Annotated in this window: 31 protein-coding genes and 1 tRNA gene; 17 read left to right on the forward strand and 15 right to left on the reverse strand. The window is 66.4% G+C overall.

Annotation, left to right across the window (positions count from 1 at the left end; all coding sequences use genetic code 11):
* Window positions 1-116 precede the first annotated feature (116 nt).
* Window positions 117-218 carry a transposase gene (locus ACWD3H_RS18845; RefSeq protein ID WP_451955860.1) on the reverse strand — a complete coding sequence of 34 codons (102 nt, stop codon included), beginning with the start codon at window positions 216-218 and terminating at the stop codon, window positions 117-119.
* Window positions 219-731: 513 nt separating this feature from the next.
* Between ACWD3H_RS18845 and ACWD3H_RS18850 the strand changes: the two genes are divergently transcribed.
* The gene (locus ACWD3H_RS18850; protein WP_451955861.1) at window positions 732-1,046 is read left to right on the forward strand and encodes an immunity 53 family protein; all 315 of its coding nucleotides are present in this window, start codon (window positions 732-734) and stop codon (window positions 1,044-1,046) included.
* A gap of 1,181 nt (window positions 1,047-2,227) precedes the next feature.
* On the opposite strand, the gene ACWD3H_RS18855 is transcribed toward ACWD3H_RS18850, so the two are convergent.
* The 3 genes from ACWD3H_RS18855 to ACWD3H_RS18865 form a co-directional block, all read right to left on the reverse strand.
* Window positions 2,228-2,809 carry a hypothetical protein gene (locus ACWD3H_RS18855; protein WP_451955862.1) on the reverse strand — a complete coding sequence of 194 codons (582 nt, stop codon included), beginning with the start codon at window positions 2,807-2,809 and terminating at the stop codon, window positions 2,228-2,230.
* Between the two features lie 278 nt (window positions 2,810-3,087).
* The gene (locus ACWD3H_RS18860) at window positions 3,088-3,801 is read right to left on the reverse strand and encodes a creatininase family protein (RefSeq protein ID WP_451955863.1); all 714 of its coding nucleotides are present in this window, start codon (window positions 3,799-3,801) and stop codon (window positions 3,088-3,090) included.
* A 100-nt stretch (window positions 3,802-3,901) separates the two neighbouring features.
* A complete protein-coding gene (locus ACWD3H_RS18865) occupies window positions 3,902-4,159 on the reverse strand; it encodes a hypothetical protein (RefSeq protein ID WP_451955864.1) in 258 nt (85 codons plus the stop codon).
* Window positions 4,160-4,203: 44 nt separating this feature from the next.
* Here ACWD3H_RS18865 and ACWD3H_RS18870 point away from each other — a divergent pair, with 44 nt between their 5' ends.
* Window positions 4,204-4,551, forward strand: coding sequence for a hypothetical protein (locus tag ACWD3H_RS18870; protein ID WP_451955865.1), 348 nt, complete (start codon window positions 4,204-4,206; stop codon window positions 4,549-4,551).
* A 69-nt stretch (window positions 4,552-4,620) separates the two neighbouring features.
* Here the strand turns inward: ACWD3H_RS18870 and ACWD3H_RS18875 are convergent, their stop codons facing one another.
* From ACWD3H_RS18875 to ACWD3H_RS18885, 3 genes are all read right to left on the reverse strand, one after another.
* Complete coding sequence (locus tag ACWD3H_RS18875) at window positions 4,621-5,121, reverse strand: hypothetical protein (RefSeq protein WP_451955866.1); 501 nt, start codon at window positions 5,119-5,121, stop codon at window positions 4,621-4,623.
* A 723-nt stretch (window positions 5,122-5,844) separates the two neighbouring features.
* Window positions 5,845-6,099, reverse strand: coding sequence for a hypothetical protein (locus ACWD3H_RS18880; RefSeq protein WP_451955867.1), 255 nt, complete (start codon window positions 6,097-6,099; stop codon window positions 5,845-5,847).
* Between the two features lie 212 nt (window positions 6,100-6,311).
* On the reverse strand, window positions 6,312-6,554 hold the full coding sequence (locus tag ACWD3H_RS18885; RefSeq protein ID WP_451955868.1) for a hypothetical protein: 243 nt from the start codon (window positions 6,552-6,554) through the stop codon (window positions 6,312-6,314).
* A gap of 620 nt (window positions 6,555-7,174) precedes the next feature.
* Here ACWD3H_RS18885 and ACWD3H_RS18890 point away from each other — a divergent pair.
* Window positions 7,175-7,561, forward strand: a complete 387-nt coding sequence (locus ACWD3H_RS18890; protein WP_451955869.1) for a hypothetical protein — start codon at window positions 7,175-7,177, stop codon at window positions 7,559-7,561.
* 158 nt (window positions 7,562-7,719) lie between these two features.
* Here ACWD3H_RS18890 and ACWD3H_RS18895 read toward each other — a convergent pair whose 3' ends face one another.
* Window positions 7,720-8,193 (reverse strand): NUDIX domain-containing protein, encoded by a 474-nt coding sequence (locus ACWD3H_RS18895; RefSeq protein ID WP_451955870.1) that lies wholly within the window; start codon window positions 8,191-8,193, stop codon window positions 7,720-7,722.
* A 41-nt stretch (window positions 8,194-8,234) separates the two neighbouring features.
* Window positions 8,235-9,560, reverse strand: coding sequence for a helix-turn-helix domain-containing protein (locus tag ACWD3H_RS18900; RefSeq protein WP_451955871.1), 1,326 nt, complete (start codon window positions 9,558-9,560; stop codon window positions 8,235-8,237).
* Window positions 9,561-9,823: 263 nt separating this feature from the next.
* Here ACWD3H_RS18900 and ACWD3H_RS18905 point away from each other — a divergent pair, with 263 nt between their 5' ends.
* The 10 genes from ACWD3H_RS18905 to ACWD3H_RS18950 all read left to right on the forward strand — a co-directional run bounded on the left by ACWD3H_RS18905 (window position 9,824) and on the right by ACWD3H_RS18950 (window position 17,212).
* The gene (locus ACWD3H_RS18905; RefSeq protein ID WP_451955872.1) at window positions 9,824-10,168 is read left to right on the forward strand and encodes a hypothetical protein; all 345 of its coding nucleotides are present in this window, start codon (window positions 9,824-9,826) and stop codon (window positions 10,166-10,168) included.
* 4 nt (window positions 10,169-10,172) lie between these two features.
* Entirely contained in the window at window positions 10,173-10,451 is a 279-nt protein-coding gene (locus ACWD3H_RS18910) for a hypothetical protein (RefSeq protein WP_451955873.1), read from the forward strand.
* 109 nt (window positions 10,452-10,560) lie between these two features.
* The gene (locus ACWD3H_RS18915) at window positions 10,561-11,364 is read left to right on the forward strand and encodes a GntR family transcriptional regulator (RefSeq protein WP_451955874.1); all 804 of its coding nucleotides are present in this window, start codon (window positions 10,561-10,563) and stop codon (window positions 11,362-11,364) included.
* A 124-nt stretch (window positions 11,365-11,488) separates the two neighbouring features.
* Window positions 11,489-11,914: a plasmid replication, integration and excision activator gene (locus ACWD3H_RS18920; protein WP_451955875.1), complete on the forward strand. Its 426-nt coding sequence runs from the start codon at window positions 11,489-11,491 to the stop codon at window positions 11,912-11,914.
* On the forward strand, window positions 11,911-12,237 hold the full coding sequence (locus tag ACWD3H_RS18925; RefSeq protein WP_451955876.1) for a hypothetical protein: 327 nt from the start codon (window positions 11,911-11,913) through the stop codon (window positions 12,235-12,237). The genes ACWD3H_RS18920 and ACWD3H_RS18925 overlap by 4 nt, the downstream gene beginning before the upstream one ends.
* 82 nt (window positions 12,238-12,319) lie before the next feature.
* Window positions 12,320-13,744 carry an FtsK/SpoIIIE domain-containing protein gene (locus tag ACWD3H_RS18930; RefSeq protein ID WP_451955877.1) on the forward strand — a complete coding sequence of 475 codons (1,425 nt, stop codon included), beginning with the start codon at window positions 12,320-12,322 and terminating at the stop codon, window positions 13,742-13,744.
* Window positions 13,741-13,935, forward strand: a complete 195-nt coding sequence (locus ACWD3H_RS18935; RefSeq protein WP_326646370.1) for a hypothetical protein — start codon at window positions 13,741-13,743, stop codon at window positions 13,933-13,935. Before ACWD3H_RS18930 ends, ACWD3H_RS18935 begins: the two co-directional genes overlap by 4 nt.
* 51 nt (window positions 13,936-13,986) lie before the next feature.
* Window positions 13,987-15,654, forward strand: coding sequence for a replication initiator (locus tag ACWD3H_RS18940; RefSeq protein WP_451955878.1), 1,668 nt, complete (start codon window positions 13,987-13,989; stop codon window positions 15,652-15,654).
* The gene (locus ACWD3H_RS18945) at window positions 15,651-15,845 is read left to right on the forward strand and encodes a helix-turn-helix transcriptional regulator (RefSeq protein WP_451955879.1); all 195 of its coding nucleotides are present in this window, start codon (window positions 15,651-15,653) and stop codon (window positions 15,843-15,845) included. The genes ACWD3H_RS18940 and ACWD3H_RS18945 overlap by 4 nt, the downstream gene beginning before the upstream one ends.
* Before the next feature lie 56 nt (window positions 15,846-15,901).
* Entirely contained in the window at window positions 15,902-17,212 is a 1,311-nt protein-coding gene (locus tag ACWD3H_RS18950) for a tyrosine-type recombinase/integrase (RefSeq protein WP_451955880.1), read from the forward strand.
* An 87-nt stretch (window positions 17,213-17,299) separates the two neighbouring features.
* Here the strand turns inward: ACWD3H_RS18950 and ACWD3H_RS18955 are convergent, their stop codons facing one another.
* From ACWD3H_RS18955 to ACWD3H_RS18965, 3 genes are all read right to left on the reverse strand, one after another.
* Window positions 17,300-17,779 (reverse strand): hypothetical protein, encoded by a 480-nt coding sequence (locus ACWD3H_RS18955; protein WP_451955881.1) that lies wholly within the window; start codon window positions 17,777-17,779, stop codon window positions 17,300-17,302.
* A gap of 193 nt (window positions 17,780-17,972) precedes the next feature.
* Window positions 17,973-18,061 (reverse strand) — tRNA-Ser (locus ACWD3H_RS18960).
* 108 nt (window positions 18,062-18,169) lie between these two features.
* Window positions 18,170-20,416, reverse strand: a complete 2,247-nt coding sequence (locus tag ACWD3H_RS18965) for a nucleotide-binding protein (RefSeq protein WP_451955882.1) — start codon at window positions 20,414-20,416, stop codon at window positions 18,170-18,172.
* Between the two features lie 115 nt (window positions 20,417-20,531).
* On the opposite strand from ACWD3H_RS18965, the gene ACWD3H_RS18970 reads away from it, so the two are divergent.
* The gene (locus ACWD3H_RS18970; RefSeq protein WP_451955883.1) at window positions 20,532-21,488 is read left to right on the forward strand and encodes an NAD(P)H-quinone oxidoreductase; all 957 of its coding nucleotides are present in this window, start codon (window positions 20,532-20,534) and stop codon (window positions 21,486-21,488) included.
* Window positions 21,489-21,493: 5 nt separating this feature from the next.
* Window positions 21,494-22,012: a bacterial proteasome activator family protein gene (locus ACWD3H_RS18975; protein WP_350914018.1), complete on the forward strand. Its 519-nt coding sequence runs from the start codon at window positions 21,494-21,496 to the stop codon at window positions 22,010-22,012.
* Between the two features lie 5 nt (window positions 22,013-22,017).
* On the opposite strand, the gene ACWD3H_RS18980 is transcribed toward ACWD3H_RS18975, so the two are convergent.
* Window positions 22,018-22,818, reverse strand: a complete 801-nt coding sequence (locus ACWD3H_RS18980) for an HAD family hydrolase (protein WP_355560751.1) — start codon at window positions 22,816-22,818, stop codon at window positions 22,018-22,020.
* 237 nt (window positions 22,819-23,055) lie between these two features.
* Between ACWD3H_RS18980 and ACWD3H_RS18985 the strand changes: the two genes are divergently transcribed.
* A complete protein-coding gene (locus ACWD3H_RS18985; RefSeq protein ID WP_012886943.1) occupies window positions 23,056-23,259 on the forward strand; it encodes a cold-shock protein in 204 nt (67 codons plus the stop codon).
* A 299-nt stretch (window positions 23,260-23,558) separates the two neighbouring features.
* Here the strand turns inward: ACWD3H_RS18985 and ACWD3H_RS18990 are convergent, their stop codons facing one another.
* The gene (locus ACWD3H_RS18990) at window positions 23,559-24,152 is read right to left on the reverse strand and encodes an FAD-dependent monooxygenase (protein ID WP_451955951.1); all 594 of its coding nucleotides are present in this window, start codon (window positions 24,150-24,152) and stop codon (window positions 23,559-23,561) included.
* On the opposite strand from ACWD3H_RS18990, the gene ACWD3H_RS18995 reads away from it, so the two are divergent.
* A complete protein-coding gene (locus tag ACWD3H_RS18995) occupies window positions 24,151-24,213 on the forward strand; it encodes a hypothetical protein (RefSeq protein ID WP_451955947.1) in 63 nt (20 codons plus the stop codon). The two genes, ACWD3H_RS18990 and ACWD3H_RS18995, sit on opposite strands and share 2 nt — an antisense overlap.
* 90 nt (window positions 24,214-24,303) lie before the next feature.
* On the opposite strand, the gene serS is transcribed toward ACWD3H_RS18995, so the two are convergent.
* Window positions 24,304-25,566, reverse strand: coding sequence for a serine--tRNA ligase (serS, locus tag ACWD3H_RS19000; RefSeq protein WP_451955884.1), 1,263 nt, complete (start codon window positions 25,564-25,566; stop codon window positions 24,304-24,306).
* Window positions 25,567-25,577 lie beyond the last annotated feature (11 nt).

A 25,577-nucleotide genomic window follows, 5' to 3' on the forward strand; every position in this document is an offset into this window, starting at 1 on the left:
GCCCTAGCGGGATGGTGGTGGCCCCGACGCGGTCCTGCGCCCGGCCGAGTGCACCGTCACCGCCATCAGCAGCCCGAGCGTGCCGGTGATGTGGATGCTTGTTCGGGCCGGCCGTCTCAGTGCGGGGCGGGCAGCAGCGGCTCGATCAGCGCCCACTGCTCATCGGTCAGGCCAGAGGCGTAAAAACCGGTCTCGTGTCCTGCCTCACCTATGCCCACCTGGCAAGGCGGCCCAACGATCACCTCTCAAACACCCACTGAGGGTCGGCTTTTTCAGCAAGCGGTCCCGGCCGGCGCCTCCGGGCTTCGTCCCGGGAGGGATCACCGTCGCGTTCGGAGCTCTGGTCCTGTCACAGCGTCACGATGGCTCAACAGCTCGCCTGCCGGAGTCAGCGATCCGGACGGCGAATACGTCATGGCAGCGTTCGCTGAGCTTTCGGGAGTGGTGACCCTGATCGTCTGCGCGGTGATCCTGATCAGTCGGGGCATCGCCGTCCGGCATTCGCGGAAGACGGTCGTCCCTGCACCCATGAGCCGTTGATCAACGGAGAACACCGCGGAAGCGAGAGATTCGAACTCCTGACGTCCTGCTTGCAAAGACGCATGCCAATCTTGCTCGACCTGCGAAGACGCAGCTCCGCGCCCTGATCACATTCCCTGTAATTCCCCGCTGTTCCCCCTCGTTTCCCGTCCCATCGGGCACGCGACGGGCACGGCTGGCAGACTCACCACATGATCACGAATTCTCTCGCCTTCCTCCAATCCTGGTATGCCTCATGCTGTGACGGTGAGTGGGAGCACGGCTACGGCATAAAGATCGAAACCCTGGATAACCCGGGATGGTCCATGGAGATCGATCTCATGGACACGCCTCTGTCCGGGGCCTCGCTGGAACGCCTTGTAATAGATCGCACAGAGGATGACCGGGTACAGTTCTGGAGCGACGGCACCCACTTTAAAGGCGCATGTGGACCCTTGAATCTCGGTGAGATGTTGGAAGCTTTCCAGGACTTCGTTGAGACCACCGCCATGCCTCCTCCCGCCTGACCTTCCTGTTCGTCGCTGCCTCACCTGTGGCGGGCGGAGACTCCGGGGCTCGAACCCTGAACGTGCGGATTAAAAGATCGGCCTTGGCTCGTTCCGGGCAGTTCAGTGCAGGTCAGAGAGTATCCGTGGTCCATCTTGAACCGCCTGGAACGGCCTCGGACTGCAACTGGAAGTGCAACGGGGCTATCAGGTTAGCCAAAGCCGCGGTGACGCCAAGCCGGATCGGCTGGACACAAACGTTACGAGGCACTCTCCTCCTCTCGGCGACTCTGCTCGGAGTTGGGCGGAGGGGTTTCACCATGCTCAACTATGGCCATGGCCACGGCGGCAATCATGAATCCCACACCAGCGATGGCCATGACTGGCAGCACTTCACGGATCGGCTGTGACGGAAACGAGCCTCCGATCGCGCCACATGATCTGAGGACGGGGGCGATGAGGAAGAAGGTGCCTAGCACAAGGAAGATTCGACGCCCGATCATGGAAGCCGATGTTAAGGCAAAAGGGGCCAACCATGCCGTGCGGCTCTCACGTGTGATTCTCCCCTGGTTCAGTGAGAACTCCAACGTGCCTCAAGTCCTATGGATCGGCTCAACGATCAAAGGGCCAGGTCACCGTATGCCGGTTGACCTGGCCCTTTGATGCGAGCCGACGAGGGGAATCGAACCCCTGACCTACAGTTTACAAGATCTCGGTACGCGACCCTCTGACCTGCTGCGTTCCAGGTCAGAGGCGGTCTCGCCTTGCCCGTGAGTCCCCGTGATTCCCCCTTGGTGCCTCTCCTGACGGGCACGCAACGGGCACGGCCTGAGAACCCCGTCCGGACGCACACAGCCCACCCGCCGGATCTTCCCGTCGCCTTCGTCCCACCCTCCGGGGAGCGGGCCGGGGCCAGGGCGCCAAGGTGGAGCGCCCCACCGGACGAACGATCTTGGCGCCCTGGCCCCGTCTGCTCGGCTTGCCCTGGGACGACGGCGACGGGAAGATCCAGCCCCCAGCCACCACGAACCCGGCCCTTGCCCCTGGCGATCATCCCGGAGTCCGAGGCCCCCGCCGGAGGCTGCTTGAACAGAACTCCGCCAGGAAGGGAGCGGCATGAGGATTACATTGCCGCCGAGCGTTCATGCCGCGCTACGGTATGCAGGGCCGTGAGCCGGACCTCGTCGGCGAGGCCGACTGGATTACCAGTGATCCCAGCCTTCGGAGCCGTACCAATGGTCCTTCAGGTAGCGGTAGCTATCGTCCATTGTCTCGTCTGGCTCGCCGGAGGGCAGCCAGAGAAAGCCCTTGTTGTCGTGTAGGAACCAGTCCTGGACGCCGAACTCTGCACTGCCGGGTACCCGTTCTCCGGTATCGAGATCTAGATACCGCCATCCGTCGCACACGTAGTACAGACCCACCCATTGGCAGGGCTCTTTGCGGTCGGGACTTTCGGCCACGGCTTTGGCGTAGGCTTCCATGCTGGGTGCAGAGATCGTGAAGCGTATCCAGAACGGCGCGTCGGTTATGAGGGCGAGCATGACGCCGCCCGTGATGAACCACGGGATGATCCAGCGGCGGCTGCGTGAGCCTTCCAAGGTTCCTTTGCGCTCGGCCCACACCATTCGAATGGCCCAGTAAGCGAGCAGCAACCCACCAACGGGGATCGTGAACAGGAACATCTCGATCCCGTACCAGTACGGATAGCTGGCCCATATCAAGATGACGGCTGCCGCAGCTGAGAAAACAGCCACGAAGGGCAACCCGGGCGGCTTGCTGATCACGGCGTCACCCTAGCGCCCATCCCAACGACACCGGGCAGTCGGAGTGACTGGCCTTGTGCGGCGGTGGTGCGACGCTAGGTCGGCGGCTTTGCGGTGTACGGCGGGGCGGGCCTATGGCGATGCCCCGCGCGGCGCCCGCGCCGCGACCGGCCCCCAGGCCGCAGCGCGGGGCAGGAGCGCCGGCGCGGGGCGTACGGCGGCGCGGCGCGCCGCCGCTTGATACCTCATGAGAACAATTCGGCAGTGACTCAGGTCGTGATCGGCTGGTGTGCCGTTGCTCAGGGCTTCGTGAAGAGATCCAGCACGTCAGCGAAGCTGTTGGTGAGGCTGTCGAGCAGGACTTTGCCTTTTTCGGCAGTGGCCAGGGAGGGGCGGCCGATGACTCCGCTGTCCGTGTAGGCCTGCATGCCTTTGGTCAGGAGATGGCGGCGGTCGTCTGCGATCCAGTCGGCGGAGTGGTAGCCAGGGCGGATCACTTCGGGGCAGGCGTGGAGCAGGAGGGAGGTCTCCAGTTCTCCGGCGTGCATGTCCTCGTGCATGGAGCCGGTGAGCTGGGCGGCGGCTCGGGCTTCGTTCCAGTCTTCGCGGGAGGGGAACAGCGCCATGTTGCGGCCTTCGGCGTTGGCCTCCTGGACGACGTTGCTCAGGACGTAGTTGCCGCCGTGTCTGTTGATGACGACCAAGGCTGTGGGGCCGGAGCGGGTGACGGAGTCGTGGACGTCGGTGACGATCGCGTGCAGGGTTCGCGCGGAGATGCTGACGGTTCCCGGCCAGGCGCTGTGCTCATGGGAGCAGGAGATCGTCACCGGTGGAAGCAGCAGGACGGGGTAGGCGTCGGCGATCTGGCGGGCTATCAGGGTCGCGACGATGCTGTCGGTGCTGAGAGGCAGGTGGTCGCCGTGCTGTTCGAAGCTGCCGACGGGCAGGATCGCGACCTGGGCGTTGCGCTGTCGCTCCTCGGTGGTGGTCGCGGTGGGCAGCAAGGGGGTCACCGGTCTCCTTGTGGCTGGGATGCTGGCAGGGAGAAGGACTCCGAGAGGATGTCGACCCTGGTGAGCAAGTCTGCCATGTACGGATCTGCCGACCATCGAGTCAGGTGAGCGCGTAGCGCTGTGAGCTGGCGGCGACCCGGCTGGATCGAAGGGCCTGCATGCGGGACAGAGCGTCTTCGGTCACTGCACAGGCTTGTTCTCGCTCGCCCGCTATGGCGTAGGCGGTGGCCATGCGGGTCAGGAACAGCACATGGTCGCGCGCCTGGCTGGATTCGGGCCATTGGGATCTGCTGGCCTCGAATATCGGGATGGCCGCAGTGGCCTCGCCCAGCAGTACGCGGGTCGCGCCGGTCTCCATAGCGATGTAAGCGGGAGTGCAGTACGGGGCACGGTCGGTAGCTGGTGGCCATTCTGCGCAAGCACATCGAAGAGTTCGGCGTCCACGAGGACGGGCGGCTGTTCCGTACCTCGCGCGGCGGCGTGATCTCGATCGGGACCTACTGCGAGGTGTGGAAGGCGGCAAGGGCCTTCGCTCTGACTCCCGAACAGCAGGTCTCACCCCTGACGGCCCGGCCGTACGACCTGCGACACGCGGCCGTGTCCCTGTGGCTCAATGCCGGGGTGGCGGCTCCCGACGTGGCCGAGCGCGCAGGACACGGGGTGGACGTGCTGCTCAAGGTCTACGCCAAGTGCATCGACGGCGGCACGGAGATCGCCAACCGGCGGATCGAGGATGCATTAGCGGCGTGAGCGGAGACACGAAGGGACCCCAAGCAGTACTGGGGTCCCTTCTGCGGCCCTGTTCGGTGTCGGCAGGGCTCAAGCCGCTCGGCGACTCATGATGAGGTCCACGATGATACGAACCGGCAAGCACAACGTCTGACCATGTGTCTGAAACAGGGCATCACGGGAGCTGAAATACCCCAGATCGGACAGGACGTGGCCGGACAGATCGCAAGATGAGCAGGTCACGCCGTCCCAGTCCACGGCGGTATGGGCCACCGCGTCGAAGAGCGTCTCACCACTGGTATTGGTGAACCCGCCTCCCTTCTGCAACGTACTCAGATCACCGTAGAGCTCGGAGACGGTCACCCACTGGTCGCCGAGCAGGAACTCCGGCCAGGCGAGCACTATCTGGTGCGGGATCAATGCCCGCAACCGGGGAAATCGCGGATGCCAGAAACGCCCATCCACCAGCAGTCCTCTGACCCGGCTGGCGATTCCGTCGGCCCGCCCCACCGCTTCCAGAACCGCCAGCCGCTGGCTGCATGATCCGCGTTCCAAGAGAAGCGTCCTGGAGACCGGCTGCGTGTCGTTCATGGCATACACCGGACGCACCCGTGCGGCGATAAGCCGGTGAGCTGTGACCAGAAGACCCCGGTCCGTCCCGGTGTTCTCACGCCGGGCTTCGCTCGCCAACCTCAATACCCGGGGATGCTTCCAGTCCAGGATGGGCGTCGCTGCCAGCTCGCTCTCACCCGTTCCCCGGTGGACGGCAGCAGCGCGACGACACCGTAAGGGCGAAAGGACCGGCTCCATTCCGTGATCGTATATGTGGCTCACGATGCATCAAGTGGAGCCTGCGAAGTGTGCCGGCTTCCTCCCGCCGTTCGCCACTTCACTGCTTTGCACAGCTTGCAGGTACAGGCCATGGCCAGGGTGGCAGGGCGTGCCCAGACGTGAGCCTGATTCCGGAGTTGGCAGCGTTCGCTGAACAGGACATCGAGGGCAGCCACCTGGGGAAACGCGACCAACATCATTCCGCGTATATTCCGCGAACACCGACTCAGGGCCGCTCAGCGCGGCATACGGCTGCACACCCTGGAAACGATCAACGGCGCCTGGTCCGAGGGAAGTCCCTGGTCAGACGCCGTTTGTGATGCTCAGCGGAGAGCGTGGGATTCGAACCCACGAGACCGGTCACCCGGCCTAGCGGTTTTCAAGAGGGCTGCGTTCCCAGCGGAGACAGGGCCTCTCACCAGGGCAGCAGTATCTTTCCCCGTCTCGACCACTGAAGATCATCCCACGCATATCCCGCAACGGCTATTCATCGACCTGGGCGTGCCTGGCGCGCTCTCGCAGCCGGCGTAGGCGACGGTCGTACTGACCGGCATATGACCTCTCGACTCTGTCGACCAACCGGTTCTGCGGGTCGGAGAAGCTTTCATACAACTCGGTCTCGAACAGATCGTGGTCGTACTCGATCAGCCGGGCCAGCGCTTCACGGTCCTGCTCGATGGAACCTCGCGCCCGAACCTGTTCGCGCCACCTCTCCGCACTCAACATGGCTTCATCCACGTCTTGACCTTAACTGCAACGCCAGGCGACAGGGCGTCTACCCAAGCCGCATTAGCAGCTCGGGGCGCCATCGTTCAGGACGGCCCCACCTGCACCAACGTCCGTCAGCGATCCTTCTGGAACGGACTGGTACGGCGGTGAACTGCAACCCTGTACAGGGTCTTCACCCTGCCTTCGGTCACCGCGTCCTCCGGCACTCGCATGTGCGGATGTCACTCAGCCGGCTGGCGTTGCCTTTTCCCGATCTTCCGCACCAACCACACAACGAAGACCACGAGTCCCAGCAGGACCAACAACAAGAACAAGCCGATGAGTGTTATGGATCGGCCGCCCAGCACATTCGCCAGCCACGTTAGGTCGAACAGCGCGGAGATTCCGAAGATCACACCGAACCCGATCAATCCTAAGATCATCGTGAAGGCAAACCCTTTAACTGCTTCCCGCAGGCGGCCCATCCGGCACCTTTCGTCATTTAACCCAATTCTGTCTGGTAACCAGCAGGGGCGCATGGCAGCCGGTAAGCAGGTTCATGGTCGGAACCGAACGGGAGTAGCGACCCACAGGGTCAGCAGGGCGCCGGTTGCCGGCGAACCACTGAAGTACAGCACGTGCTGTGTGACGGCTCGAACTCCTGACATCCTGCTTGCAAAGACGGATGCCGATCTTGTTCGATCTGCGAAGACGCAGCTCACGGCCCTGATCGCGTTCCCCGTGACTCCCCGCTGTTCCCCCTCGTTTCCCGTCCCATCGGGCACGCAACGGGCACAGCCCGAGATCCCCGCGCGGACGCGCACACCCCGCCGCCTGATCATCCCGTCTGCCGTCGACCCGCCCGAAGGGGAAGCGGGCCGGGGGCACGGGGCCAAGGTGGAGCGCCCTACTGGACGAACGACCTTGGCCCCGTGCCCCCGGTCTGCTCGGCTTGTCCCGGGTCGACGGCAGACGGGATGATCAGGCCCCTACCCCAGCCACCGATAGGTCGGCGGTGATGAGCGCGCCCTCGGTGGTCATCCCGGAGCCTGAGTGCCTCCGCCGGAGGCATTCCTTGTATACCTGATCTACGGATACTTGTGGCATGGCATCCTCGGAGGTTCCGCGCACTGTCAAGTCCATCAATACGGCCCAGCTCATTCACCTCGATGAAGAGGCGAGGGTGTGCGGGCTCAATCGTCAGCACGGAGCCGGGTGGCTGGCCGAGCATGCCGATCCAGAAGCGACTCACTACTTGTGGCCAGCCATAGTTCATCGCCTGAACCATCGGCCGGAGCACTCGCCGCATTGGCGCTGCATGCTGTTGCTGGCTCTGCGGGACGGTCGGGAAGTTTTCTCGCTGCTGGATGTGCTGCCGACCGCTTTTGATCGGCTGGCTGAGAGCCTGGACCGCGAAACGAAGACACGGATCGCCCAAAGGCTACTGGGGTCGATGCAGACCGTAGCCGAGTGGTCCGAGCGTAACACCTGAGGCGTTGCCCGATGGTCTGTGCATGAACTGGTTGCTCTACCAGCGCCCTGCGGCCCGCGCGCGTCGCGCGCGAGAACGGCCCCCAGGCCGCACGCGCAGCGTGCGGGCGTGCGCGGGCCGCAGGGCGGCGCGTAGCGCCGCTCTTGATACCTATGAGATTAATTCGGCAACTGTTGGCCGTGCTCTAGGTACAACGGGCGGCCGATGGTGCGTGCGGTGACGGCGGCCATGACGCGGTTGGCCAGTCGTTCGATCAGCAGACCGGGTAGCTCCTCAACGGGATGGAAGTCGTAGCCGGCCAACTCGTCGACGCCGAGGCGGATGCTGTCGCGCATGCTCGGGCTGAGGGTTCCCCCGTCGAAGAGGAACAGGACCTTGTCGCCTTCCTGCGGGTGAGGTGCCCAGTCGACCACGAGCAGGTCACCGATCGGCGGTTGGATGCCGAGTTCCTCGTAGACTTCGCGAACGCATGCCTGGAACGGGGTCTCGCCGGGTTCGATGTAGCCGCCGGGAATCTCCAGGTAGTCCTTGTAGTGGGGGCGGACCAGAAGCAGGCGGCCGTGTTCGTCGAAGAAGAGTGCCCCGGCTGCGGCGCGGGGAGTGGCCATGGGCGGGGTCTCTTGTCCGGTCATGATCCCTACGGTACGGGAAGTCCACCCCGTGTGAAGGTTCCTCAGGTGACGCGCAGGCGGCGGGCCAGATCGGCAAGTCGGTGGCTGGGCTTGCCTTTCTGGCGGCGGATCCAGCTCAGGACGAGTTGGCGGCTGAGGTAGTGGTGGCGGATCTGCTCGGGGGCCAGGTGCTCGGCCTGAAGGAGGGTATCCAATGCCTCGTCGGTGCGGTTCCACTGGCTGAACGCCTGGGCGACGGCGATGCCGTGGCGGGCGCGGCGCTCGATCGGCAGAGCGCTGGTGTCCAGTCCGGGGCCGATGTCGATGGCGACTTGGATGTCTCCCAGCTCGATGGCGGTGGCTACCTGGTGGATGGCCACGTTGGTGGGGCCGAATGCGGTCCACACGTGGTTGGCGTCGCCTCCCAGACGGCGGGCGGATTCCGCGGCTTCGGTCAGGAAGGCTTGGGTGGTGGCGCGGTCCTCTGCGCGGGCGGCGGCCATCGATCCGGCGAGGAAGAGTGTGCCGTGCACCGATAGGAGTTCGGGGCTCGCCTGGGACAGGTCTTCTTGGAGAAGTCCGGCGGCGTCGCTCGTCAGTTGGGAGGCGGCGTCGTAGCGACCGTTGGAGAGCAGGGCATGGGTGACGGATCGCAGGAGTGAGGCCACCACGATCTGATCACCGGAACTCTGGGCGTAGGTCAGGCCGCGTTCGGCAGCGATCCACGCGAGATCGGTCTCTCCGACCTTGACGAGGATGGTGGCTGCGGCGTGGTAGGTCTGGCCGAGCAGGCTGAGAGCTTGGATGCGCTGGTCGGCGTGGTAGGCGCCGACGGCGTGGTGGGCCTCGGCGAGAAGCGCCGGCAGGCGGCGGACCACGAGTCCATACCGGGATGCCTGGTAGGCGTGCCATACGTCGGCGATCTCGCTGCGCAGCTCGGTGAGGCTGGGGGGTTCGTGGGCCTGGGCGAGACTGGCGAGTGGGGTGAGCTGGCGGTAGTCGGTGATCGCTGCCCGCAGGGCTGGGATGGTGCGATCTCCGCTGTCGGAGCTCCAGTCGAGTAGGGACGGCTCGGCGAGAAGGTCACCGAGGGCGACGTCCAGAGCGCCCGCCAGGGACTTGATGACCGACAAGCGGTCAAGGTCGATGCGGTCGTTTTCGACTTTGCTCAGCCAATCGACCGTGCGGCCGACAAGACCGGCCAGGACTTCTTGTGACATTCCGCGTCGTCGGCGATACCACGCTACGCGTTCCCCGATGGTCAGGTGATCCGTCATGCCTCGCATACCGGTCAGCCTCGCACGGATATCTCGGAGACCCCGGAATTCTTTTCCGGGGCGGAGCGGCCTGTTCTTCCTAGTGTCTCGACTGACCGAGAAAACGTCCATCGTGACGGAGGAAAAGGAGTGGGTACGACGGGCTCACGTGGAACCGGCGGGGAGGACTGCTCATCCTGCCGGGGTAAGGGGTGGCGATATGTGCAGGTGAGCGCGACCTATGGTGCGCAGGCCATCGATGGCCGACGCATCCAGAGAACGCGGAGCGATTGCTTCGACTGTTCCGGAACCGGACGGCGGGGAACATGATGGACACACTTGTTTGGCGATGGCCTGTTGAATCCGGAAGCGATGATCCTTCCTATGCTGCTGCGGTGCTCGCCGAGGAGCTGCGAAATCTGGAAATGCCCGCCGATATTCACCGGGGTTTCGGTATCGCGCTGGTTTCGGTGTGGATTGACCTGGTCGTCTGGACCGACGGGATCTCGTACCGCTGGCGGTCGGGAACCAAGTCGGCGCGCGGACGCTGGCTTTATGCATACAACCCGGTGAGTGATCCGGTGACCGCTGCTCGCCGGATCGCCGTTCGGTATGCGGAGCTGCGCGGTGGCCACCCCTTGTCGAGGCTGGTTGAAGAGGTCCAATGTGTTCTCCCGGATGATCGTCGACCGGTCGACCTGCGCGGGAAGCGTTCCGCCCCGCCTGCCTGTCCGGAGTGATCCCATGACCCTCAACGAGTTGAAGGCCGCTTACGGCAGGCGCTGGAGCATCTCGGCGTCCCTGGGGGGCGGGTGGTACGCGGTGCGCCGAGATGATCTTTCTCTCAAGAGCCTCCAGCGTGGCCTGTCCCATGTGCGGTGTGGCCAGACCTTGGAGGAGCTGGCCGGCTGTCTGGCGGCCGAGAAGCGAATCGAAGAGCAGTGGCGGACGGCCGGTGTTCTGGATGAAGGTCCCGGTTCGGCTGCCAGTAGTCCACCGAAGCAGGCGCGACGGCGAGATTGACCGCTACTGGTGTGACCAGCACTGAGCGTGTCCTTTGCCGCCGCGCTGTGGCCCGGCAAGCCTGCCCTTCCCACACCTGGGCTTGCCGGGCCTTCCACATTCATGAAGGGTGGAAGATCAGAACGCCGATGCTACCCTCAACCTGATAGAACACGTTAAAGCTGGTAAGGCGGTTGTAATGGCAGCTCCACCTGGGGACGGCCTCAAGTACGAGCGGGTACTGAACGCCTTGAGGTCGCGCATCGCGGATGGAACCTATCCATCGGGGATGATGCTGCCTTCCCAAAGCCAGCTTGTCGCTGAGTTCGACGTGTCACGGCCGACAGTGATCGAGGCGTTGCGGCTGCTCCGCCAAGAAGGACTGATCGAATCTCAGACAGGGCGTGGTTCGTTCGTGCGTGGGAAGGTGCCCATGCTGAACCTGGAGCGCGCCTCCCCCGGTCAGCGTCTTCTCGACCTCGCCGAGTCGGAATCCTCGGCCGAGCTGCTGCAAGCCGGGATCATCGTCGCCCCCACTCGGGTTACCACCCTGCTTGAGCTGCCCACCGGGTCTAAGGCTTTCCTGCGGCAATACGTCCTCAGTGATGAGGACGGCCCGGTGGAACTGGTTTCGGCGTGGTTTCCCATCGACCTGGTGACCGGGACCAAGCTGACCTCGCCTGAACCGATGGACGAGGGGATCCGGCGTCATTTGTACGGTCGCAAGCGGCTCCGGCTGGACTATGCCATGGAACGCACGCTCGCGCGATCGGCAACAGCGGATGAGGCGCATGCTCTGAAGATGTCGGCCGGTGCGCCTGTGCTGAACCTCGTGGTGACCGGACACGACGCTGACGGCAAGGCGCTCCAACTCGTTGACGCGGTCCTTCCGGGGGATCGCCATGAGCTGCGCGACGCGTACCCCCTGACCTGACCATGCCTGACAGATCACCTTTATAATCCAACTTGACGTGACAGGTTGGCGAACCTATCTTTATGGAGCAACCTGATAGGTCAGGTTGAGATTCAAGCAAATCCTGTCACGTTAGGACAATGAAATGGCCCTTCAGGGACCCATCCCCGTCAGCTTCCACCAGGTCTTCCCGCACGGCTGCTACGTCGTCGGGGAGGTCGAACAGGTCAAGGACTTCGACGCCTCGTCCAAGGGCCGCACCGTCTACGCCAAGGACAAGAACACCGGAGAGCTGGTGTGGCAGGTCGCGGTCATGGACGCCGATCCGACCGTCAAGGCCGGACAGAAGACGGTCTCGGTCAAGATCCTGTCCCCGGTTCAGCCGATCGTCCCGGCTGCGCTGCCCGGCCTTCCGTTCGTACCGGTCGAGTTCGACGGCATGACCGCCACCGCCTACGTCGCCCAGAACACCGGACGACTGGCCTGGTCCATCCGCGCAACCGCGATGCGCCCTCCCCGCACCGCGGCGGCTCCGGTCAAGGCTTCGGCCGGTAAGGACGTGGCCGCGTGAGGAAGCACCTTCCCTACACCCGCGCCGTGGTGACCCTCGACGAAGACGGCACCCGGCTCGACACCTCGTTTCGCACCCCGTACCTGTCGGTCACGGTGCTGGGCGCCGAGAGTGGGCGGCCGTTCCTGCACCTGTCCTCCCGTGAGGCACAGGTGATCGTCTCCACCACCGGCGGCGGACCGGTCACCGAACGGGACGTGACCCTCGCCCGGCAGATCGCCGAAGCCGCCGCGCGCTACCTGGCCGACTGCGAGCGCCTGCACACCGAACAGTCCACCAGCCTCCACCAGGTCGACGAGTCCGAGCAGGGCAAGGCGGCCTGACACGAAGCGGGGCCGCTGGAACTGGCATTCCGGCGGCCCCTCGGTTCTCCCCAGACGCGAATCAAGAGAGGGCTCAAGCCTAATGTTCAAAAAACTGCCCGGCGACGAGGCACAGAACCTCGTCTCCACCACCCCCGATACCGCCGTCGTCTTCCGCCCGGCCGTCCTGCGCACCCCGGCGATCATCACCATTCTGATCTTCACGTGGCGACTGCTGGCCGGAATCGTCCAGCTCATCTGGCGTCACCCGGTCGCCCTGGCCCTGCTCGCCGTTCCCTCCGTACTCGGTGTTCTGTACAGCTGGCGGCTCGCCCTGGTCGTCGTCGCCGTCCCCGTCTCGCTGCTCGCTCCGTGGCCGTTCTTCGATCGGCCCTCGTTCAACCGTTGGATGGGCTGGCGGCTGCTGGCCTGGTGGCGACTGGTGTGGGTCTACCGACGGCACTGGCAACCAGTGATGATCATCTCCGGGCTCGGCCGGAACCTGCGCGGCCGGGACTACCTGCCCCACCTGGTCAAAGTCACCTGTACCTCGTGGGCCGACCTGGTCACGGTGAAGATGCTCACCGGCCAAGCGGTCAAGGACTGGTCCGACCGCATCGAGCACCTGGCCCACGGGTTCGGCGCCACCTCCTGCCGGGTGACCATCGCCCGATCGGGCCGGCTGCTGCTGACCTTCCCCCGGCGTGACCCGCTGGCCACCCCCTTACCCGCGCTACCGATCCCCGAGATGCCCTCGATCGGGCCGGTCGAGATCGGCCGATGCGAGGACGGTACCCCGTGGCGGCTCAAGGTCCACAGCACTCACGTCCTGGTGGCCGGCGCCACCGGGGCGGGCAAGGGCTCGATCATCTGGTCCACCATCCGAGGTCTGCTGCCTGCGCTGCGGGCGGGTCTGGTTCAGGTCTGGGCGCTGGATCCCAAGCGGATGGAACTGTCCTTCGGCCGCGACCTGTTCGGCACCCGCTACGCCGCAAGCCCGGCGGCCTGTGCCGATCTGCTGGAAGCGGCTGTGCAGGTCATGCAGGAGCGGGCCGACCGGTTCGCCGGACTCCAGCGCTCCCACACCCCCACCGTCGATGACCCGTTCGTCCTGGTGGTGGTCGACGAGGTGGCGTTCCTGACCGCCTACCAATCCGACAAGGGCCTGAAGCTCCGTATCTCCGCTGCCCTGGCCACCCTCACCACACAGGGCCGGGCGGTCGGGTTCGGCGTGATGGCGGCCCTCCAGGACCCGCGCAAGGAGGTCATGAACGTCCGCAACCTGTTCCCCGACAAGATCGCTCTTCGCCTGGATGAGTCCGAGCAGGTGGACATGGTGCTCGGCGACGGTGCTCGGGATCGGGGTGCGCTGGCCGATCACATCTCCCCGGTTCCCGAGCAAGGTGCGGGCATCGGCTACGTCCGCCTGGAGACCTCACCCGATCCGATCCGTGCCCGTGCCGGCTACGTCTGCGATGCCGATATCCGCGCCATGGTCACCGACTTCGCCGGGGAGGCACACCAGTGAAGATCATCATTCAGGGCACCCTCGCCGAGATCGACGCGATCCCCTTCCGCCTCCTCGGCTCCCTGGTCGACTCCCCGCCGCGATTTGAGCTGGTGCTCTCCGACCTGGTCAACATCCGGCTGCGCCGTGACCCCTACAGCGCCTCCTACCGGTTCACCGCCGACGTGCTCGACCGAGAGGAGGACAGGTGACCGACACCCCTGCTTCCCTTATCTCCCCGCCGGACGGCCTCCGACCGCACCTTGCCCCGGCTCGTCCGTGACACCCTGCCTCTCGCCCTGGATGTAGCCATCGAGGTCGCCAAGCTCAACGGGGTCTGCATCCGCCCCCTCGAACTGCGGCGCCTGGACACCCACACCGGCACGGTCGAGCCATTCAACATTCCCTGCGGCACCACCCAGGAAGCCAAATGCCCGCCCTGCGCTCAACGCAACAAGCAGCTGCGCAAAGCCCAGTGCCGGGAAGGCTGGCACCTGGATCACGAACCCATCGCCGAACCCAACCCCTCTACCGAAGACCAGCGGTGGCTGATCGAGTTCCGGGCCGACGTCCAGGCCAAACGCGACGAGGCCGAACGCGACGGGGAAGACACCCTCGACTGGGACGAGGCCATCGCGGGCATCGATGCCGAGATCAACGCCGCTGGAATGCGCGGCAACGTCCTGGGCGGGCGGACGGCTCCCAAGCGCTCCCGTTCCACGAGACGTCGCCAGGATGCGCCGGACCTGCCCAAACGGGCCAAGCAGGACACCACCCTCGGCCGGACCTTCATCGCCCCCGATGGCAGGGTCTACCGGCCGTCGCTATTCGTCACCCTCACCCTGCCCTCCTACGGCAAGATCCGATCCGGGCTGGGCGTGCCGGTCGACCCGAGCACCTACGACTACGCTCGCGCGGCCCGCGATGCGCTGCACTTCTCCAAGCTCGTTGACCGGTTCGTGCAGAACCTTCGCCGGGTGGCCGGCTACGACGTCCAGTACTTCGCCACCGTCGAACCTCAGAAGCGGCTCGCGCCGCACCTGCACATGGCAATCCGCGGGACCATGCCCCGCGCGGAGATCAAGGCGATTGCCGCCGCCACGTATCACCAGGTGTGGTGGCCCTCGGTCGATGAGGTCCGCTTCGACGGTGACCACCTGCCGGTCTGGGCGGAACGGGCTGAACTGGGCGACGGCGCCACCTACCCGGACGGACAGAGCGGTGACTACCTCGACCCCGTAACCGGTGAACTACTGCCCACCTGGAACGAAGCACTCGACCGGCTCGACCAAGACGACGAGGCTGAACCGCTGCACGTGGTCCGCTTTGGTCCTCAGGTCGATGTTCAGGGCATCGTCGCCGGATCGCCGGATGCTCACAAGCGCATCGGCTACCTCACCAAGTACCTGACCAAGAACCTCGGCGACCCCCTCGACCCTGACGACCAGGACAACCAGGCCCGTCGTGACCATGCCGTTCGGATGGTCGAGGCGCTGCGCTACGAACCGTGCTCGCCCACCTGCCCGAACTGGCTGCGGTACGGCGTGCAGCCCAAGGGGGCCAAGGCGGGCATGCTGCCGGGCCGATGCAAGGGCAAGGCACACAAGGCCGAACACCTCGGCTACGCGGGCCGTCGCGTCCTGGTCTCCCGCAAGTGGTCCAACAAGACCCTCCGCGAACACAAGGCCGACCGCCGGGCCTGGGTGCTCGACATGCTCGGCCTGCCAGACGACACCGTCACCGACCCACACCGCTACGTCTGGCGACCGGTCTCCTCCAAAGACCCCAACCGCACTCCACTGGCCAAACGCCTGCTGCGCGAGGTCGCCAACCGCCAGCGCACCCGCGCACGCCTGATCGAACTTCAAGCCAGAGCAGACGGACAACCCGTTCCAGATCTTTCGGTAATCGAGACTCGGGAGGCAGCGTGAGCAAGAACCGCGACCAGCTCATGACCGTTCCGGAAGTCCTCGACGAACTCGGCGGGGTGTCTCGGCGCACCTTCTACCGCTGGCGCGAGATTGGCCACGCTCCGCAGGGCCTCAAGCTCCCGAACGGCGAGATTCGCGTCTGGCGTAGCGAGTTCACTGCCTGGCTGGAGACGCTGCGGGAGGCGGCGTGAACCTCTCCTACGACGTGAAGTTTTGGGAAGTCCGGCGGAATCAGTCCAGTAAGACCGTGTCGTATGAGATTCGCTGGAAAGTCGGTGGTCGCCAGAAGTCCAAGACCCTGCGAACAAAGGCCCTCGCCGAGAGTTTCCTGTCGGATCTTCGGCAGGCAGCCAAGCGGGGTGAGGGCTTCGACATGGAAACCGGACTGCCCGCGTCCATGGCCAAGGTGAAGAACGCAGTCACCTGGTTCGCTTTCGTCATGGCGTACGTGGACATGAAGTGGCCGCACGCGGCGGCCAAGACGCGAGATAGCCTCACCGACGCTCTGGCGACCATTACCCCTGCCCTTGTCGACGAGAGCGCATCTGGCAAGCCTGAGCCGCTCGTTCTCCGGGAGGCTCTGCGGCAGTACGCCTTTCCTCCGGTTTCCCGGCAGTCGGAGCGTCCTGAAGGCATCCGATCGGCTCTCGCGTGGCTTGAGCGTCATTCTCTCTCCGTAGTCGACCTGTCCAAGGTTCGCAATGTACGTCTCGGGCTCGACGCGCTGACGCTCAATCTCGACGGTGGGGCCGCTGCGGCTACCACGATCGCCCGTAAGCGGTCGGTCTTCTACAACGCTCTTCAGTACGCGGTGGACCTGGAGGAACTGCCCTCCAACCCGATCGACAAGGTGAAGGCGTGGAAACCTCCGAAGGTCCGGGAGGTCGTTGATCGGCGTGTCGTGGTCAACCCGGTCCAGGCTCGGGAGCTGCTCACCGCGGTGACCTATGTGAGCCGTCTCGACCGTGGCCGGCACCTGCGCGGCTTCTTCGCCTGCCTCTACTTCGCCGGTCTCCGCCCGGCCGAAGCACTCGGGCTCCGCAAGCAGGACTGCCACCTTCCCACGATCGGTTGGGGACGGCTCGTCCTGGCCAAGTCCAAGCCGCAGACGAACAAGAAGTGGACCGACAGCGGGGAGGCTCACGACGATCGGGGCCTGAAGCACCGGGCCGAAGATGAGGGTCGTCCCGTGCCGATCCCGCCCGAGCTGGTGGCCATCCTGCGCGAGCACATCGAGGAGTTCGGCATCCACGAGGACGGCCGGCTGTTCCGGACCTCGCGTGGCGGAGTGATCTCCATCGGGACCTACTGCGAGGTGTGGAGAGCGGCATGGAACCTGGCATTGACTCCCGAACAGGTCGCCTCACCTCTGGCGGCACGGCCGTACGACCTGCGGCACGCGGCCGTCTCGCTCTGGCTCAACGCCGGGGTGGCGGCTCCCGACGTGGCCGAGCGGGCGGGGCATGGTGTGGGCGTGCTGCTCAAGGTCTACGCCAAATGCATCGACGGCGGCGCAGGAATCGCCAATCGCAGGATCGAGGACGCATTGGCTGCATGACCATCCACACCATTAAGGGGCCTCGGGAACGCCGGGGCCTCTTCTCTTTTCACCTCGACACAGCTAAAGGAATCTGGCTCTTCCGTGTCAGCCGGCCTCCATGTTCCAGCCTTCGTCGAGTCTGGCCAGCAGCAGCCTCACACCAGGCCGATGCCCTCCACCCCCGGACGGATCATCAGCGACACGGTGGAGCATGTTCGTGGCATCACGGACGCGCCTCACGATTCCTTCGATGAGACCGACAGAACCGGCCGACGGGTCCTCGTAGGTCCCGAACCCCGGCTCGGGACAGAAGCATCCCCACCAGTCCAGCAGCGCGTTCAACGCCTCCTGTCGGGGTGGTCCCGGCCGTTCCCCGATCGCCTCCAGAAGCACGCTCGCCGCAGGAACGGCGGCCGGGTAGAGGGTTCCGGCATGGTCGTTCGTGACCGCGTACCGGAGATCGGCCAGCGCGCGGGCGGCCTGCCGAGCGTCTACAGACCGGGTCAGCGCCTCCATCGCCGCTCGGGCGGCCTCCGGGAGGTACCAGGTAGGTCCCGGTATCCGGTCCCAGTCCATATGATCCATGGCTCCCCTCCCGGTTCTCGGGGCAGGATTCTCGGGCGCGGCCTGGGAGAACGTCTCAAGATCCATCCCGCGTATATCCCGCGAACACCGACTGAGAGCCGCTCACGGTGACCTACGGCTGCACACCCCGGAAACGATCAACGGCGCCTCACCAAGGCGAATCGCCTGGTCAGACGCCGTTTCACAAGCTCAGCGGAGAGCGTGGGATTCGAACCCACGAGACCGGTCACCCGGCCTAGCGGTTTTCAAGACCGCCGCCATCGTCCACTAGGCGAGCTCTCCTGGTGACACGTCCCAAGAACGTGTCAGATTGCACACTAGTCTCTCATTGGCCCGGACGTGCCCGAGACCCGGCAGGCGCTGAACAACAAAGCCTGCCGGGCCGGCGGGTCAGGGTTGGGGACCGGCGAAGCCGTCGCCGACCGAGGCGGCCAGGCGGAGGTAGGACTCGCGGGTGGCGGGCTGGAGCCGCTCCAGGTCGATCTCCGCGCCCTCCTCCAGATGTGTGTCGTAGGGGACCCGGATGACCGCGCGGCAGCGGGCCGCGAAGTGGGCTTCCAGGCGGTCGAGGTCGACGGTCGACTTCGACCTCGGGCGGACGCTGCACAGCACCACGGTGGCGGAGCGGACCAGTTCCTCGTAGTGGTGGGCCTCCAGCCAGTCCAGGGTCGCCGAGGCGGCGCGGGCGCCGTCCACGGAGGGGGAGCTGACCAGGACGAGCTGGTCGGCCAGCCCGAGCACGCCGGACATCGCCGAGTGGAGCAGGCCGGTGCCGCAGTCGGTGATGCAGATCGAGTAGAAGTTCTCCAGGACCTGGGCGACCGACTGGTAGTCGGACGCACTGAACGCCTCGGACACCGACGGGTCACGATCGGAGGCGAGAATCTCCAGGCGTGAAGGGGCCTGCGAGGTGAAGGCCCTGATGTCGACGTACCTCTTGATCTGCTGGCGCTCGTTGAGCAGGTCGCGAACCGTCGCGGAGGTTTCGAGCTCGACCTTGTCCGACAGGGTGCCCCGGTCGGGGTTGGCGTCGACCGCGATGACCCGGTCTCCGCGTACCTGGGCGAGGGTGGCACCGAGGCCGACCGTGGTGGTGGTCTTGCCGACACCGCCCTTGAGGCTGAGCACGGCGACGCGGTGGTGGCCGGTGGCCACCGGGGTGCGCGCGCGGCCGACCAGCTCGCGACGGCGGCGGACCTCGGGGGACTCGCCCGGCTTGATCAGTCCTGCGGACGCCTTGTAGACCAGCTTCCGCCAGCCCCCGGCGGGCGCGTTGCGACGCCCACGGAGCAACGACTCCGGATCCAGGCTGTCGGCCGACGGCCGGGGGGCCGTGCCCGGAGGGTGCTGCCTGGCCGGCGTGCCGAAGGCGGCCGCCGGAGCCGTCTGACGGCGGCGTGCCTGGTACGGCTCCCGCACCGGTTCGGCCGCGTCCCTGCCGGGTGCGAAGGGGTTCTCCCGTTCCAGCCGTTCCTGGGCTGAGGCGGCCTCCCGCCCGGAGGCGGCACCTGGCACGAAGGGGTCAGTGCGTTCCTGGGGTGAGCCGCTCTCCCGGCCGGGCGCGAAGAAGTTCTCCCGTTCCGTGCGCTCCTGACCGGAGGAGGAGTCCGAGAAGGCGGAGAAAGTGGAAGGGGAGGAACGTTCCGGTGAGGGTGACGGTGACGCGGCCGGCTCCGGCCTGTCGGCGCCGAAGGACTCTGGAGCCTGGAAAGGCTCGGGCTCACGGGAGGACGGCGGGGCGGGGGCCGGAGCGGGCTCGAAGCGCTCGGGTGACTCCTTCGCCGCCGGTGTCGCCGTGGATTCGCCACCGGTGGGGAACCTGTCGGTTTCCACCGAACCGAAGGTGAAGCGGTCGGCGGCGGTCTCGGCTGCGGGCCGGTCGGTCCCGGTGCTCTCCACGGAGAAGTCTCCGCTGCCGAAGGAGAAGGCCGTGCCGCCCGGGGTGGACTGCGCGCGGTCCTGACCACCGCCGAAGCCCTCACTGCCGAAGCCACCGCCGAAGGAGAACCGGCCGGGGTCGGTGCCGCCGAACTCGTCGCTGCCGAAGGTGAACCGCTGGGTGTCCGAGGAGGCCGGCGTGGCCGGCTCAGGGTCGGCGGTCCCGGCGGACGAGGTGGATGAAGGGGCGGGATCGGAGGACTCCGCCTGGCGCTGGGGTTGCTCGAACAGGCCGCGGGACGGCTCGTGCGCGGGCGCCGCGAACGGGGTGCGGATGTGCGGTTCGGTGAAGTCCCCCGGAGCGCTGTCGCCGGGCTCCTGGCGCGGCAGGGGCTTGAGCGGCGCGAGAAAGCCGTCGTTGTCCTGCTTGCCGGATGCCGGGGCGGGCACGGTGAAGGAGCTCACCGTGTCGGAGGCCTCCATCCAATCGGCCGCGTCGGCGTCCTCGACCGGCGGTTCGGCCATCGGCGAGCTCGTGGCCGGGTGGGCCGAGTCGACGGCCGCGCGGAACAGCGGCGAGGACGCCGTGTCGGGCTCGGCCGGGACCAGACTCCAGGGGTCCTGCGGGTACGGCGAGACGACGGTGTCGTCCACCGTGGTGGCCTTCACCGCCAGGGCCGGCGCCTCCTCCTGCTCTTTGATGGCGTCAAGCCACGCGAGCTGTTCCTCGAGAGATTCCTCACGATCGTGTCTTGCCACCGTGTTCCCCCTCGGGATGGGCATAAAAGGGCAGCAAACACATAGCAGGTTAACGCCCTGTGTTCTTGTCAACGCGAGCAACCACCAAGTTGGCTTGGCGGATACCTTTGCTCACATGCGCGCCATCGTGATCGATAAACCAGGCGGACCGGAAGTTCTGACGTGGCGGGAGGTTCCCGACCCGTTACCCGAGCGCGGCGAAATCATCATCGACGTGGCGGCCTCCGCGGTCAACAGGGCCGACGTGCTGCAGCGGCTGGGTTTCTACAATCCGCCCGCCGACGCCTCTCCGTACCCGGGACTCGAGTGTTCCGGCGTGGTCGCCGAGGTGGGGCCGGACGCCGTGGGATTCGCGCCGGGTGACCGGGTGTGCGCGCTGCTCAGCGGCGGCGGGTACGCGGAGAAGGTCGCCGTGCCCTGGCAGCAGGTCATGCGGGTGCCCGACGGTGTCGACCTCGTCGAGGCGGCCGGGCTGCCCGAGGTGGCCTGCACCGTCTGGTCCAACGTCTTCATGACCGCGCGCCTACGGAAGGGCGAGACCCTTCTCGTGCACGGCGGCGCCAGCGGGATCGGCACGATGGCCATCCAGCTGGCGAAGGCGTTCGGCTCGCGGGTGGTCGTCACCGCCGGGTCGCCCGAGAAGATCGCCCGCTGTCTGGAGCTGGGCGCCGACGAGGGGATCGACTACCGGCGGGAGGACTTCTCGGAGAAGGTCGAGGCCGATGTGATCCTCGACATCATGGGGGGCAGGTACCTGCCGGGGAACGTCAGGGTGCTCAAGACGGGCGGGCGGCTGGTCGTGATCGGCCTGCAGGGCGGCACGAAGGGCGAGCTGGACCTGGGAGCCCTGCTGGCGAAGCGGGCCTCGGTGCACGGCACCACCCTGCGTGCCCGGCCCGTCGACGAGAAGGGGGTCATCGTCCGCGGGGTGGTGGAGAACGTCTGGCCCCTGGTCGACGCCGGGGCGATCCGGCCCGTGGTGCACGCCCGGGTGCCGCTGAGCGACGCGGCCGAGGCTCACCGGATCCTGGAGTCCGGAGAACACACCGGGAAAATCCTGCTAGTAGGTTGAAGACTATGAACGCTGAGGAGAGCACTCCGCACATCGTTGTCGTGGGCCCCCATGGCTCTCAGGAAGATGAGACCTCCGAGGGACGATCGGTCGCCGACCTGGTCGAGCAGCCCGCCAAGGTGATGCGTATCGGCAGCATGATCCGTCAGCTCCTGGAGGAGGTCCGGGCGGCTCCGCTGGACGAGGCCAGCCGCAAACGGCTCAAGGAGATCCACCAGAGCTCCATCAAGGAGCTGGAGGACGGTCTGGCGCCGGAACTGGTCGAAGAGCTGGAACGGCTGTCGCTGCCGTTCACCGAGGACGTCAACGGCGCCCCGCCGAGCGACGCGGAGCTCCGGGTCGCCCACGCCCAGTTGGTCGGCTGGCTTGAGGGGTTGTTCCACGGCATACAGACCACACTCTTCGCCCAGCAGATGGCGGCCCGCGCCCAGCTGGAGAACATGCGCAGGGCCCTGCCCGGCGGCATCTCCCTCCAGCAGCAACAGCAGGAGGGTCACGGCGCCAACCCCGGCCCCTACCTGTAGGGCCGTCAGGGGCTGTAGAGCCGTTCGAGGACTCCGGCGACCCCGTCGTCGTTGTTGGCCGCGGTCACGTGATCGACCGCGGCCAGCACCTCCGGATGGGCGTTGGCGACGGCGTACGAGATGCCCGCCCAGCGGAGCATCGGAAGATCGTTGGGCATGTCACCGAAGGCGATCACTTCGTGCGGCCCGATGTCGCGCGTCATGGCGAGATGGGCCAGCGCCGAGGCCTTCGTGACGCCGTACGCGCTCATCTCGATCAGTGCCCGGCCGCTGGAGTGAGTGGGGGTGACCAGATCGCCGACCAGCCCGCAGACCGCCGCGTGGAGAATGTCGGGATCCATCGTGGGGTGGAGTGCCAGCAGCTTGGCGCAGGGCCGCGAGGTGAGCGTGGTCGTCCCCACCCGGAGTCCGGCGACCGCCCTGCTGTCCCACCCGCCGAGACGGAAGTCCGATTCGTGGGCGAATCCACCCTCGTATTCCACTGAGAAGGCGAGGTCGGGAACCTTTTCCCTGAGCCGTCTCACCACCTCTTCAAGCACGTCCGGGTGGATGAGGTGGGATTTGACGATCTGTTCGGTGTGCAGGTCGTAGACGAGGGCTCCGTTGGCGCATATGGCCAGCCCGCGATGGCGCACGGCTCCGGCGACCGTGTGCATCCAGCGGGGCGGCCTGCCGGTCACGAAGACCAGCGCCGCCCCGGCGTTCTCCACAAGCGCAAAAGCGGCGGCTGTACGGGGGGAGACGGTGCCGTCCGAACGCAGAGCGGTGCCGTCGAGGTCGGTGGCGACCAGCCTGGGGCTTCGCATAACAAGTCCCAGTCTGCACTGTGATGGCCGGGGTGTCGGCCCCCAGCATCCCGTCCCAGGAATCTTCCTGATGGCGGGAACACGCATGCGCCGGATAGTGTTAGATGTGATGGCGTTGTATTAGCTGAATCCCGTTGTGAAAACCAGTTTGACTGAGCCACCCCGGGGCCCGCTGTACGACACATGGGGTTCATGAGGTGTGAATCCCAAAGTTTCAAATCCTGAGGGAGAGCTTTAATGGCTCAGGGAACCGTCAAGTGGTTCAACGCTGAAAAGGGCTTCGGCTTCATCGCACCGGATGGCGGTGCACCGGACGTGTTCGTGCACTTCTCCGAGATCCAGGGCAACGGCTACCGTAGCCTCGAAGACGGCCAGCGGGTCGAGTTCGAGATCACCCAGGGCCAGAAGGGCCCGCAGGCCTCGCAGGTCCGCGCCGTCTGACGCATAGACCTCTTGGTTGAACCTGTTTGACCGGAAGGCGGGGTTCGCTCCTGGCGAACCCCGCCTTCCGCATTTCCGGGACATCCCAACTCGCGGTCGGGCGATCATTCGGCCGTCCGGGTGGCCGCCTGTGCGGCCCCACCGCCTCCGCCCGCGAACACCGGCCCCCGCGCCGCCCCCGCCCTCGTCGGCGGCCGGCAGGCGAGAGCCTCACCGGTGGACAAGACCCGAGAGCCGCCAGGCGAGACCCCGGCGGAAGGCCGGGCTGATCGCCAAGGCCCGCAGGACCAGGTTCCTGATCAGCCGCAGGCTCCTGTGCACGTTGGCCGGCCTGGAGAGCCGGCCGGCGAAGGCGACGACCTGGAAGGCGATGGGCGACGGTCGGCGGTGTAGCGGGCCAGATCCGCCTGCCCGCCGCTGAGAGCGATTGTGAGGGCTTCGACCAGGGCGGTGGCTCCTGGGACGCCGATGTCCATTCCCTGCCCTCCTGCGGGACTGTGGACGTGCGCGGCGTCGCCGGCGAGCGGGACCCGCCCGGCACGGAAGGTGCGGGCCACCCGGTGGTGGACGCGGAAGCGCGTCCCCCAGACGACCTCGCCGACCACCGCCCGCTCCCTTCGCGGGCCCCGGCTGTCCAGTAACCCCTGGACGAAGGCCACGTCGGGGTCGCGGGGCGCCTCGTCCACCGTGGAGACGATCCGGTGGGTGCCGTCGGGCAGCGGTGCGACCACGACCAGCCCGGCGGGTGCGAAGTAGAGGACCACCTCGTCGTCCGGCACCCCGCCGGTAAGCCGCACGTCGGCCAGGCTGAACGACTCCGCGTACTGCCCGCCCTCGAACTCGATGCCTGCCTGCTCACGGACCGTACTGTGCATGCCGTCGGTAGTCGCCATGTCCCGCGAGGAGATCGTCGACTGGCTCGGCCCCACGGTGCAGCGCTGTCTCACGGACTGACCGCCCTGGTCGGCTGGAGGGCCGCGGGGCGGTCTGCGACATGAACGCGTGAAGACCCCGCCGCACCTACGACGGGGCCTTCGAAGACGGCTACCTGACGGGTTCGAGCACGTCGAGGCCGACGTACGGGCGCAGGGCCTTGGGCAGCACGACGGAGCCGTCGGCCTGCTGGTGGTTCTCCAGGATCGCGACGATCCAGCGGGTGGTGGCCAGCGTGCCGTTCAGGGTGGCCACGTGCTGGGGCTTGCCACCGGAGTCACGGAAACGCACCCCGAGGCGGCGGGCCTGGAAGTCGGTGCAGTTGGAGGTCGAGGTGAGCTCGCGGTAGCGGCCCTGGCTCGGCACCCACGCCTCGCAGTCGAACTTCCGGGCGGCCGAGGTGCCCAGGTCTCCGGCCGCGGTGTCGATCACCCGGTAGGGCAGCTCGACCTTGGCCAGCATCTCCTTCTCCCAGTCGAGCAGGCGCAGGTGCTCGGCGTGCGCCTCCTCCGGCCGGACATAGGAGAACATCTCCACCTTGTCGAACTGGTGGACCCGGATGATGCCCCGGGTGTCCTTGCCGTACGAGCCGGCCTCGCGGCGGAAGCACGAGGACCATCCCGCGTAGCGGTACGGCAGCGCGGAGCCGTCCAGGATCTCGTCACCGTGGTAGGCCGCCATCGGCACCTCGCTCGTGCCGACCAGGAACAGGTCGTCGCCGGGCAGGTGGTAGACCTCGCCGGCGTGGGCGCCGAGGAAGCCGGTGCCCTTCATCGACTCCGGCTTGACCAGCACGGGCGTGATCATCGGGACGAAGCCCACCTCGATCGCCTGCTGCATGGCCATGTTGAGCAGCCCGAGCTGGAGCCGCGCGCCGACGCCCCGCAGGAAGAAGAACCGCGAGCCCGACACCTTCGCGCCGCGCTCCATGTCGATGGCGCCGAGCAGCTCGCCGAGCTCCAGGTGGTCTCTGGGCTCGAAGTCGAAGGACGGCTTCTCGCCGATCTCCTCCAGGACGACGTAGTCGTCCTCGCCGCCCTCCGGAGCGCCCTCCTCCACCAGGTTGGGCACCGTGTAGATCAGCTCATCGAGCTCGGCGGCGAGCTTCTCCGCCTCGGCCTCGGCCGACTTGACCTGCGAGGAGAGATCCTTCGCCCGCTCCAGCAGGCTCGCCTTCTCCTCCCCCGAGGCGCGGGAGACCGACTTGCCGACGGTCTTCTGCTCGGCGCGGAGCGTCTCGAAACGGCTCAGCGCACCACGTCGGCGCTCATCAAGGTCGAGCAGCGTGTCGACGACAGAGTCGTCCTCACCGCGGGCACGCTGCGACGCCCGTAGCCGGTCCGGATCCTCACGAAGGGTACGCAGGTCAATCACAGTCACAGGCT

Source organism: Streptosporangium sp. NPDC002607 (assembly GCF_053592655.1).